This is a genomic window from Bradyrhizobium sp. P5_C11_2 (assembly GCF_054049755.1).
In genome coordinates, this window is record NZ_JBFULT010000256.1 from 1 (window position 1) to 10,370 (window position 10,370).

Consider the following 10,370-nt stretch of genomic DNA (forward strand, 5'->3'; position numbering starts at 1 on the left):
GAGCGAGCGCGGCGTCTTCGGTCCCATCGCCGCGTCATGCACGAAGGCTCGCTTACGCCACTTCGCGACTGTCTTGGGGTTCAGTCCATGCTGGGCGGCAAGATCTTTGAGCGGAGCTTTCGATCGCTGTAGCGTTGCTCTGACCGCGTGCGTGGTCGTGGCGCAGCCGTGAAGAACCTGTCCCATAACGCCTCCCGGTGTGCGGCGGTTACAGCTAAATTGATGCCACCACACCGCGGGACTGCACACCTAGTGCAGTCATCCAGCACGAACGCGACGAGGCTGTGTGCGGGCGCGGAGACTGCCGACTGGGGATCTGCCTGGGGCGCAGGCTGAGACGGTGGTACTGGCGCTAGGCTGAAGCGAGACGGCGGCGCGAGAACGGCCTACAATCCGCCCGAGTGCGTCTCAGCCGCTCAGCTCGGATATGCGGCCTGCGCAAAGTGCCGCCAAGAGCGAAGAAATTCAGCATTTGGCGAAACGCCAGCTCAATAACTGGCTAGAATGGGAAATGTGGCGGAGACGGAGTCCGGCAAACATTGCCGGCAAGTAGCTGCAGAATATTACTTTTCTAGAGAATTTTTGATGCGAACCCTAGCATTTACCCCAGCCGCAGTTCGCGTGAAATTATTGGGATTTCCCGATTGGGCGCAGCGTCGCAACGAACTGCATAGCCAGCCCAGCTTAGCTGTTGGCGGGGTGACCTGCACGAGGCTCAGGCTGCATACTGATGCGTCGCGAGGTCCTTCCCAGCCTGCGTGGCATCAACCCAGTAGGATCCCCGATGGCCGGCCTCAAGGACAAGCGTGGTTTCATCGATAAGGACCGACTCGACCTGTCGGAACGCAAGGCTGTTGAGTTCTGGATGAAGCGCTGGGGTGTCACACAGGACCAGCTTACAGCCGCTCATCGCAAGGTCGGCCGGATGACCAAGGACATCGCCGCCGAACTGGGCAAGAAGCGTTAGTTGCGTGCTCTCCGCAACGGGACAGCTCGTTTGGAGAGGTCGTCGATGGTGAAGCCGCCGCAAGCTTTGCCTACCGTTCATGCTGAGCCGAAGGTGGGTTACCGCCCACGCAAACTCCCAGTAGCAACGGTATTGGGATCACGGGTACGTGGTGGCCTCACGGGTCGGCCCCGGAACGGAAAGGGGCCGCTCGGATGCCGATCAGCAGGATGGATCTCGCGAACGCGGGCACGCCGGAGGCGCTCGTCAAACGCATCCTACAAGCCGAACCGAACCTACCGACGCCCGTGCCGATACAGGAGCTCTGCGCGCGACCCGGCATCCTCCGGATCGAGGACCTCGACACCGACGAGTTCGAGGGGGGCCTCGTTACCGACGCGAAGCGGTCCGAAGGCACTATCCTCGCCAAGCGCGTGGGCGAACCGCGTCGCCGCTTCACCATCATACACGAACTCGGCCACTTCCTGATGGCGCACCACGTCCCGGATCAGCCCGGCCGGTTCCTGTGCAAGAGTTCTGACCTGCTTCGCATCACAGCGAAGGAGGGCGATCAGCGGCAACGCAGGGAGGTCGAGGCCAACCGCTTCGCCAGTCTCATGCTGATGCCCCCGCACCTGCTGCGAGGAGCCATGGCGGCCTTTCACAAGCCCGATCTGCAGCACGTTCTTGTGCTCGCGCGCGACTTCGCGGTCCGCAAGAAGGCGGCGGCTCGGGGCTACGTGCAATACCATCCTGAGCGGATCGCCATCGTCGTGGCGGGCAACGGCCGGGTGCAGTGGTTCTACCGCAGCCTCTCCTTTCCAGCTATCATCTGCGCGGTCGGCAGCCCGGTTCCGACAGGCTCGCTCTATCGCAGCAGTCCACATCGGCCGCGCACAGCGTGCGAAACCGCCGCGTGCAGGCCAGATCTCTGGATCGATGTGAAGCGTGACCTCCGCGCGCCGGACCTCTACGAGCAGGTGTACCGTCAGCAGAACGGCTTTGCGATGATCCTGCTGCGTCTGGACGCTGTCCCGGAGGAGAGCGCGGAGGAGCGCAGGCTCAATGAAGGCTGGCGTCACCGCTTCCACTCGGGGCGACGGTAGGCAAGACCCAGCTCTCCCGGAACAGATCTGTCGGCCGCAGCCTACTAATTCGTCAGGCGGGTCGTACCGACTGTCCCGTAGCTGATCCGGCGCAATCCTTGGGTCGGCAGTGGAGCAAAGAGGGTCGAGAATGGGGGGAACTGACGACTACCTTCGGCTGCTCCGCAGTCAGGCGGCGGCAGAGGAAGCGTTCCTCGACCGTGTCGGCCACGCCGAGGACACCGAGTTGACCGGCAGGGGCACCGCGCCTGCCACGTCACCTGCCGTGTCGTTGATGATTACGAACCGTCAGCGGGCGGCGCTTCGTGAGCTTGGCTTTTCCGAGGAAGCCATTCGGCAGATGACGCCAGCAGAGGCACACGAGAAGCTCGGGCTGGCCAAACCGTTCCAGCTCGGCCCGAACTAGGCTCGCCATAAATAGCATGGCCTGGCAATTCGGGGCCGCATGAACCTACTGCTGGCCGCCGTTAGCAACGCGGCCTTCTCGCGACGGACCCGCCGCTCTCCGACCGCTTCTGGTACTCGCTGTGGGAGAAGATGGTCGAGCTCGATGTGCCAGGCATGGTCCACGTCAGCGCCTCGGCCAACCGCAACTTCCACGCGACGGGAGCCCACTACATCAATGGCGATACCAGCGCCTTCATGCAGTTCGTCACCTCCGACCTGTTCAAGGACTTCCCGACGCTGCGCCTGATCATTCCCCATGGTGGCGGCGCGGTTCCCTATCACTGGGGGCGCTACCGAGGCCTCGCGCAGGACATGAAGCGGCCACCGCTCTCCGAGCTGATGCGCAACGTGTACTTCGACACCTGCGTCTACCATCAGCCAGGCATCGATCTGCTGCTCAAGGTCGTGCCGCACGACAACGTGCTGTTCGCCTCCGAGATGGTCGGGGCAGTCAACGGCGTCGATCCTGAGACCGGCCACGCCTACGATGACACTAAGCGCTACGTCGAGATGGCCGCGATCTCGGAAGCAGACCGGGCGAAGATCTATGCGGGCAATGCGCTCAAGGTTTACCCACGCCTTGCGGACAGGCTTAAGTCCGCTGGGTTGAAGCTATAGACCATCACCCGGCGCGACAGGGCAGATGCTGCTGTTCGGCTGTGCCGCCTAGCAGAAGCTCAGCACTGCATCCGGGCCCTGCCCCGACGCACGGTAGCGGATCTTCGGCTTTGCGCCCTTCCCAGTCATTCATGGGCCACCCGTTCAATTCCGTAAGCGGACATGAAGCGGCCGATTGAGATGGTCGTTGCAACTCGCTCCATTGGAGTGCAGGCACGGTCGAAGGTGTATCAAAGATCGCCTGGAATCAGGGGAAGAATTTGCCAAAAGCGACGAGGAGCTTCGGTGATCCTTTGACGCGCAGCTTGCGCGAGAGGAGCAGGCCAGGAAGTCCGCGTTCCTTGCGGACGAACTGCAGCCAGGCTTCGCTGTCAGCCTGAATGACGAGATTGGCGGTGCCGTTGAGGCCTTCCTCTATGATGAGATCACGATGGCGCAAGGTGATCGTCACGTCGCGCTTCTCCGCTCCCGTGAAGCGGTAGACCGCGTCCAACTCACGTGCCTTGTTGCGTTGGAAGGTGAGGCGCATTCCGACGAGCAAGCTCGCGATGTTCTGCGGTCTGACGCCGTTTCCCACCCGCCTCACTGTCTTGGCCGGGTAACGCGTTCGGACGTGCTCCTCAGCATCCGAGCCTGGTACCACGTAGACAGGCTCTACCTTGGCTTGCAGAGGCTTGACGACGTCGCGGGCGAAGCCGACCCGGTCATCGAGGTAGGGCCCGATGACGTCTTCCCCAGCCGGGCAGGCAGCGATGCAGTAGGCAGCCTTGTAGTTCGCCCCGAAGGACAGACTCTGCCATAGGGAGGCTTGCTTGGAGGCCGAGCGGATCTTCATCAACGTGGGCGGCCGCGCGCACGTGCCCGAGATGCCTGGCATCGACGCGGTGCCGTTCCTGACCAACACCTCGCTGCTGCAGCTCGACACGATCCCGGAGCACCTCGTGGTGGTCGGCGGCAGCTATATCGGGCTGGAGTTCGCGCAAGCCTACCGCCGGTTTGGGAGCAAGGTCACCGTCGTGGAGATGGGGCCGCGGTTGATTGGTCGTGAGGACTCGGACATCTCCGAGTCGGTCGCCGGCATCCTACGCGACGAGGGCATCGCTCTGAGGCTGAACGCCGAGTGCATCAGGTTTGAGCCTCATGCCGACGGTGTCGTTGTCGGGGTGAACTGCAACGAGGGCGAGCCGGAGATTGTGGGCACTCACGTGCTGCTGGCGGTGGGCCGCCGGCCCAACACCGACGACCTTGGCTTGGAGGCGGCCGGCATCGCCGTGGACGCGCGCGGCTACATCACTGTCGACGACGCCCTTCAGACCAGCGTGCCGGGCGTCTACGCGCTTGGCGATTGCAATGGGCGAGGCGCCTTCACCCACACCGCCTACAACGACTTCGAGATCGTGGCCGCCAATCTCCTCGACGGGGCGAGCCGCCGGGTCAGCGAGCGGGTCGAAGCTGCACGCAGCGGTCGATACGCGCGGCCAAGTGCTGGCCCTGCACGTCACACCGGCCAACGCCGATGATCGCGCCGCCGTTGCCTCGCTCGCTGATGCCATGCAGGAGGCAACCAGCGACAGCGTGAACCTCGCCTATGTCGATCAGGGCTACACAGGTGAGCGCGCGGCGGAGGCGGCAGCCGATCACGGCATCACCCTGGAGGTCGTGAAGCTGCCCGAGGCCAAGCGCGGCTTCGTGCTGCTGCCACGCAGATGGGTGGTCGAGCGCGCCTTTGCCTGGATGGCCCGCTTCCGCCGCTTGGCCCGCGACTACGAACGCCTGCCCGCAACCTTGGCCGGCTTGCACCTCGTCGCCTTCAGCGTCCTGCTTCTACGTAGGGCTGCCGATTTCGCAGCAGTCCGTAACAGCCTCTAGGCGCCGCCACGACCGCCCAGACCTATGAGTGGGGCGGCGGCTATGGCTATGGCCCGAGCTACGCCCACTCCCGCACCATCGTCCGTGAAGGCTACCGCGACGGCTACAGCGGCGCCCGGTTCTACCTGCACGGCTATGACCGTCCGGGCGTGCGGGTGATCGAGCGTCGTGACCCGGGGTTCCGTCATCATCGCGACGATTGGGACGACTGAGTACACGTCCACTTCGTGTAATCAGGGGGCGCCCATCCGGGTGCCTCTTGTCGTATGCGCGCTCACGTGTGTCAGAGCGGGTGTCTCGCAGAGGGCGACGACCGGCACGCAACGATCGCGTTGAAACTTGCGGCGCCCAGTCTGCTTGGTGCCAGCAATCCACCTACAACTGTGACGACAAAGCTGATCGACGAACGCGCCAGCTGTTCCCGAACACTTGCCGCTGGCTCGAGCGAATTTTCTCTGGTCGTGTCGGTCAAGTTGGGTACGACGGCGTTCCGGCAACTCTTTGAGCAGCCTCGCGTGCCTTACCGTTCGCAGCGGCCTCAGCCTGATCGGCGGCTTCAACGATCGTGCTCGATGTTATGCCATTGTTGACCGCCAGCCGGGCCCGTAGTTCGTCAAGCTCTTCCTCCGCCAGTCCCTCTATCCCGATAAAGCGGTTCTGCGCCGCGCTCGCCCGGATGAGCTCGTCGAGCTTAGCCTGGATGGCTGCGCCGTCGCGATTCTGCGTGTTCTGGATCAGGAACACCATCAGGAACGTCACGATGGTTGTGCCGGTGTTGATTACCAACTGCCACGTATCGGAGAAGCCGAACAGCGGCCCCGTGACTGCCCAGACCACGATGAGAATCAGGCTCAGCGCGAAGGTCAACGGCCGACCCGCGGCGCGCGCGACCCGCGAAGCGAAGTCTGCGAAGCCCCTCGGCGCCCTCATCGGGGCATCCTCCTACTTGGAACGGTTACCACTCACATCTCCATCTCGGCGCCGACCTCCATTGCTTGCTGGACCGGCACACACAGGTAACTCGCCGTCTCCTCAGCGTTGCGCTGCATCAGCGCGATGATCTCCTCGCGTCAAGTCGCCATGCCGGGCTCCTTTTCCGAGGTGACCACCGTCTCATGTCTGATGAAGTAGCTCAGGCGGTCGCAGTCGACGCCCTTGAGCCGGCCGTCCTCGACCGCCACGACCACGACGAGCGACGAGAGGATGAGCGAGACGGAGCTGAGAACCGCCTCGCGATTGGGTGGGCCGCCTGCGGCCGCGGCCATGATGGTCTCGCGCAGGCGGTAGAGCGGACTGGTGCCGATGTCGCCGTAGACAATGCCAAGCGCTTCCAGGGCGACCGCCGAGGAAGCGGTATGCGCCTTCGGGGGATCCTGCCCCCTGCACCATCGTCGCTTTCATGATTGCCCGACCTCAAGCGCGGCGGCTACGGCGTTTTAATGAATACGGTGAACGCGCCTTGACCGTTCCGCGGCGCGGGGGCATGCGGCCCCGGCATCAAGTAAACAGAGCGCGAGCAGATTGAGGCCCTCGCAAACTCGCGGCCGCTCGGAAGACTCCTCGTAAATCGGCGGCGCGTCGCCCACTTGGGCACCACGGTCGTAAGAGTCCGCGGTGAGCGAGGAGAGTGTGTGCGTAAGTTGGCGATCCCGGCTGGCCGGGAAGCATGGCTACTTCTCGGCTTGGCGCTGCTGATCGTCCTCGGGACCGCTGCCGCGGTCCACCTGACGCGACCCACGACGCTGACTATCGCTGTCGCTCCCAAGGGAGGCCCTGAACCGGCCCTGCTGCGGGCCTACGCCGACGAACTCGCGCGCAGGAAGCTCGGCATCCGGCTAAAGGTGTTGTCCTTCGACGGGGTGCGCGAGAGTGCAGAGGCGCTCAAAGCCGGCCAAGTCGACCTCGCGATAGTGCGTCCGGACGTCTCTATGCCGGGCAATGGCCTAACCCTGGCTATCTTGCGGAAGCTGGCGGCGTTCGTGGTCGCCCCCGCGCAATCCGGCATCAAGGACTTCCCGGACTTGGCAGGCAAGCAACTCGGCGTGCTGTCGAACAGGACTGCCGACAGGACGCTGGCCGGCACCCTGGTTGCCCATTTCGGGATGGAGCTTCTGACCGACGCTCCAGCCGGCGCCGTACCGCCGAAGGCTGTCGCGCTTGTCCCGATAGAGGAAGCCGATGTGGCAGTTGCGTTTGGGGACGGTCGCATCGACGCGATGGTGCTGGTGACGACGCCCACATCCTCGGCGGCGCGGCGGGTGGTCGGCCTCGTTCAGGCGGCGAGCGCCGATGGCGAGGCTACGCTGTTCGGTGTACCCGACACCGCCGCGGTGCTGGCGCGCTGGCCACGCCTGCAGCCAGTCACGGTGCCAGCCGCACTGTTCGGCGGCAGCCCGCGCCTTCCGGCGGAGGACGTCGCGACCGTTGGCTCGTCTTACCGCTTGATGGCGCGAGCCAACCTGTCGCGCAGCCTCGTCGCGGAGGTGACGCAGCACCTGTTCGAGATGCGCACAGCCCTGGCCGAGACGGTTCCGGCAGCGGAAGACGTCAGCCGTCCAGATTACGAAGACACGGCGGACGCCACCAGCGCCCGGTTGCCCATCCACCCGGGCGCCATCGACTACTACGAGCGCGAGCAGGAGACATTTATCGAGCGCTATGAGAGCTGGATCTATCTCGTGGCCATCCTGGGTGGCGGCCTGGGCTCGACGACAGCTTGGCTGCGGCAACGCCTGGGGCGGATCCGCCGGGAGCGGATCGAGGTGGCGACCACGCGCCTGCTCGAACTTCGGTCTGAGGCCAGCCGTGAGACGGACCGCGGGCGGCTGGCGGCCATAGCCAGCGAGGTAGACGACCTCGCGAGCATCATAGCGCGCCATGCCCTGAACAAGCCTACCGAGGCGCGGACGCTCGGCGCCGCCACCTTGGCCATCGACGCAGCCCGCTCGACGGTCCGGCGCGCCATCGTTCAGAGTGACGGCGTGCCCCTCATGAGTTGACCGAGTGTCAACCACTCGATGTGTGCTTGCGGGATGCACAAGAGGATGGCTGAACGGCTGCAAGGGGCGCGCTAGTCAGGCCGGTTCCGAAGCCTCGACGCTGCAGCCGAGCCGCCGAACGCTCAGATCTCAGTGCCTTGTACCAGCACAAGCACATCCTCGACGTCGACGCCGGGATAATGAACTGTGCTCTCAAGTTTAGCATGGCAAAGTAGAATTTGTACGGCGGGTCAGTTGCCAGTTTCAATGCTGAGCAAGGCCAGCCGCCATGTTCACGGCTAAAGCCAAGAGGCTCGTGTTGAAAAAGTAGGCGTATAGCGTCTGCAAGGTTGCGATCCTACGCATTTGCTTTGCAGTGATGTCAGTATCGGATGTCTGCGATGTCGCTCCAATCGTTACGGAAAAGTAGAAGAAATCCCAAAAATCTGGATGATCATCGCCGTTGAAATCCAAGCCACCGCGGGGCTTGCCATCCTCTTCGCCATAGTAGACGTGCGCGTAGTGAGTGGTGAAGACCACCTGCACGAAGACCCATGCGCAAAGCAGCGTCAAAGCAGCGAGCGCAATATGAGGGATCCGATATCCATCCTGCTCTTGTTGGCCGAACAGCAGCATCGCCACAGCCCCGCAGCTTGCAGCAGCGGCCAGAACTGCAAACAGGGAAATCGTAAACGCGCTATCGTCGAGACGGGACGCTTCGCGGCGCAGCGCTTCACTCGATCCGCGCGTCAGCTGAAAGATTACCAGCGCCACATAGGTGATGACGCTCACGCACCAGCCGATAAGGAGCCTGGTCCAAACCGATGGGATCGGGAGGACAAGGCTTAGAGCCAAGCAAAGCGCAGCCGAGCCGAGAAGCCGCGGCCGGAGCCAAAATGCTTGAGCTGTTCTGGGAATATGCATTTCTCGGACTCAACGCTGAAGTACGCGCGCTGCCCGCGAGGGGCGACCGGTTCGGAGTTTAGAGCGATTGCTCCCCAAGGTGGCGCCAACTGTGGTGCGAGAGCCCAAAGCTGGTTGGGGCGAGGTCGATTTTACCGCTCAGAATTCCATGCCGAACTTCACGCGCAGGTTTGTGCGTTCGAACTGTGTCAGGCCAAGGCCGCGCCGGGCATAGGCCGGATCGGTGTCGCGCCCCCACGCTTGAGCCACATAGGCCACGGTCAGCCAGATCTTCTCGGTGAAGCGGTGATGCAGGACAGGCCCGACCAATACCGCCTGGCTCTGAAGGCGGTTGAGGAAGATACCGTCGTAGCCGCGCAAGTAGCGCACCTCCGGGCCCACGAAGGTCCCTTCCGTCACCTGCCCAACCACCGCGTTCGACCACAGGAAGGTCGAGGATCGGTAGCCCTGGCTGCCCCCTCGCTGGCGCCCGGCCGCAGGCTCGAAGCTAATGTTGCTGCCGTACCAGATCTTGGCCGGCACGACCTGCACGTCGAGCTGGATGAGGCTTTCCATGTCGAACACGTTCGCGCCATTGCCCTCGACAGGTAGGATCCGGGTGAAGCGAGGGCGTAGCTCAAGGGCGAGTCCGAGCGGCTGCTCGGCCGATCCTTTTAGGAACTGGTACTTCAGCTCCACCGACGCGCCGTCGAACGTGCCGAACGCCTTGTCGTCCAACTCCGCGATGTTGCGTTGCCGGCGGAGATTGCAGAAGGCGCTCAGCTCGACGCTGAACCGCTCAGCGGGGTTGAACTGATAGGAGAACCGCGTGTCGAGCATGCGGTAGGTGGAAGAGCCCGGACCGTCACGGCGCTTGCTGAAGCGCGAGATGGTATCGACCAGGACCTCCTGCTCGCCCTTCTCACCCGTGTCAGAGCCTTCGGTGAAGCCGAACAAGTGCTCGGTGTCGACATCCTTCTGCCCGTCGGTTTTGCCACCCTTCCCGCCCGGGCTGCCGCTGTTCGATGAGGATTTCGCCTTGTTATCCCTCAGTTCCTCGGCAAGCCCAGGGGCCGCAGCGAGGCTCGAGGTTAGCAACATGGCGATGGCGGATTGCGAGATGCATCTCGCCAACAGAGCGGGCCCGATCATCACCCTGCGGCCTTATCCTACTGACGCGCGACGATGAGTAGACGCGCAGGCGCGCGCCTGCCTGTTACAGAACGGCAACGCTAAGCGAAAACGCTACGGTGAAGGGATGAATGGCAGGGGTGACTTAGTCGGCAGCTCTCAGGCTGCGATCAGGCCTGAGCCTAGGTGTTCAGTCCCGAGGTGAGATGGGTTGGGTCGTATCTGAACCGGCCTGGGTCGTCTGCCCAGGCTCGGCAGGTCGCTTCGTATGGCGTGAGGCCGCGTAGGGTCTTGAGCCGCCGGGCGAAGTTGTAGGCATCCAGGAAAGCGGCGAGGTGTTCCCGCAGTTGGTCGTGGCTGTCGTAGTGGTAG

General features: G+C 63.5%; 10 protein-coding genes and 4 pseudogenes. 7 read left to right on the plus strand and 7 right to left on the minus strand.

Features of this window, described 5'->3' with window-relative positions:
• Positions 1 to 186, minus strand: a pseudogene (locus ACXJL8_RS22570) (IS481 family transposase); the annotation flags it as partial.
• Between the two features lie 598 nt (positions 187 to 784).
• Here ACXJL8_RS22570 and ACXJL8_RS22575 point away from each other — a divergent pair.
• The 4 genes and pseudogenes from ACXJL8_RS22575 to ACXJL8_RS22590 form a co-directional block, all read left to right on the plus strand.
• Positions 785 to 967: a DUF3606 domain-containing protein gene (locus tag ACXJL8_RS22575; protein ID WP_003600567.1), complete on the plus strand. Its 183-nt coding sequence runs from the start codon at positions 785 to 787 to the stop codon at positions 965 to 967.
• A gap of 209 nt (positions 968 to 1,176) precedes the next feature.
• Positions 1,177 to 2,052: an ImmA/IrrE family metallo-endopeptidase gene (locus tag ACXJL8_RS22580; RefSeq protein ID WP_456685613.1), complete on the plus strand. Its 876-nt coding sequence runs from the start codon at positions 1,177 to 1,179 to the stop codon at positions 2,050 to 2,052.
• A gap of 130 nt (positions 2,053 to 2,182) precedes the next feature.
• Positions 2,183 to 2,458 carry a hypothetical protein gene (locus ACXJL8_RS22585; protein WP_456685614.1) on the plus strand — a complete coding sequence of 92 codons (276 nt, stop codon included), beginning with the start codon at positions 2,183 to 2,185 and terminating at the stop codon, positions 2,456 to 2,458.
• 83 nt (positions 2,459 to 2,541) lie between these two features.
• Positions 2,542 to 3,117 (plus strand): annotated as a pseudogene (locus ACXJL8_RS22590) (amidohydrolase family protein); the annotation flags it as partial.
• A gap of 247 nt (positions 3,118 to 3,364) precedes the next feature.
• Here the strand turns inward: ACXJL8_RS22590 and ACXJL8_RS22595 are convergent.
• Positions 3,365 to 3,994 carry an SCP2 sterol-binding domain-containing protein gene (locus ACXJL8_RS22595; protein ID WP_456685615.1) on the minus strand — a complete coding sequence of 210 codons (630 nt, stop codon included), beginning with the start codon at positions 3,992 to 3,994 and terminating at the stop codon, positions 3,365 to 3,367.
• Here ACXJL8_RS22595 and ACXJL8_RS22600 point away from each other — a divergent pair.
• Positions 3,930 to 4,571, plus strand: a pseudogene (locus ACXJL8_RS22600) (FAD-dependent oxidoreductase); the annotation flags it as partial. The gene ACXJL8_RS22595 and the pseudogene ACXJL8_RS22600 sit on opposite strands and share 65 nt — an antisense overlap.
• A complete protein-coding gene (locus ACXJL8_RS22605; RefSeq protein WP_456685616.1) occupies positions 4,468 to 4,986 on the plus strand; it encodes a transposase in 519 nt (172 codons plus the stop codon). The pseudogene ACXJL8_RS22600 and the gene ACXJL8_RS22605, both read left to right, overlap by 104 nt.
• 468 nt (positions 4,987 to 5,454) lie before the next feature.
• Here the strand turns inward: ACXJL8_RS22605 and ACXJL8_RS22610 are convergent, their stop codons facing one another.
• Both ACXJL8_RS22610 and ACXJL8_RS22615 read right to left on the minus strand, forming a co-directional pair.
• Complete coding sequence (locus tag ACXJL8_RS22610; RefSeq protein ID WP_456685617.1) at positions 5,455 to 5,916, minus strand: low affinity iron permease family protein; 462 nt, start codon at positions 5,914 to 5,916, stop codon at positions 5,455 to 5,457.
• A 140-nt stretch (positions 5,917 to 6,056) separates the two neighbouring features.
• A complete protein-coding gene (locus tag ACXJL8_RS22615; protein ID WP_456685621.1) occupies positions 6,057 to 6,320 on the minus strand; it encodes a KUP/HAK/KT family potassium transporter in 264 nt (87 codons plus the stop codon).
• Positions 6,321 to 6,668: 348 nt separating this feature from the next.
• Between ACXJL8_RS22615 and ACXJL8_RS22620 the strand changes: the two genes are divergently transcribed.
• Positions 6,669 to 7,985, plus strand: coding sequence for a TAXI family TRAP transporter solute-binding subunit (locus tag ACXJL8_RS22620; RefSeq protein ID WP_456685618.1), 1,317 nt, complete (start codon positions 6,669 to 6,671; stop codon positions 7,983 to 7,985).
• Positions 7,986 to 8,228: 243 nt separating this feature from the next.
• Here the strand turns inward: ACXJL8_RS22620 and ACXJL8_RS22625 are convergent, their stop codons facing one another.
• The 3 genes and pseudogenes from ACXJL8_RS22625 to ACXJL8_RS22635 all read right to left on the minus strand — a co-directional run.
• The gene (locus ACXJL8_RS22625; RefSeq protein ID WP_456685619.1) at positions 8,229 to 8,888 is read right to left on the minus strand and encodes a DUF1345 domain-containing protein; all 660 of its coding nucleotides are present in this window, start codon (positions 8,886 to 8,888) and stop codon (positions 8,229 to 8,231) included.
• Positions 8,889 to 9,026: 138 nt separating this feature from the next.
• Complete coding sequence (locus ACXJL8_RS22630; RefSeq protein ID WP_456685620.1) at positions 9,027 to 10,019, minus strand: hypothetical protein; 993 nt, start codon at positions 10,017 to 10,019, stop codon at positions 9,027 to 9,029.
• Positions 10,020 to 10,180: 161 nt separating this feature from the next.
• Positions 10,181 to 10,370, minus strand: a pseudogene (locus tag ACXJL8_RS22635) (IS481 family transposase); the annotation flags it as partial.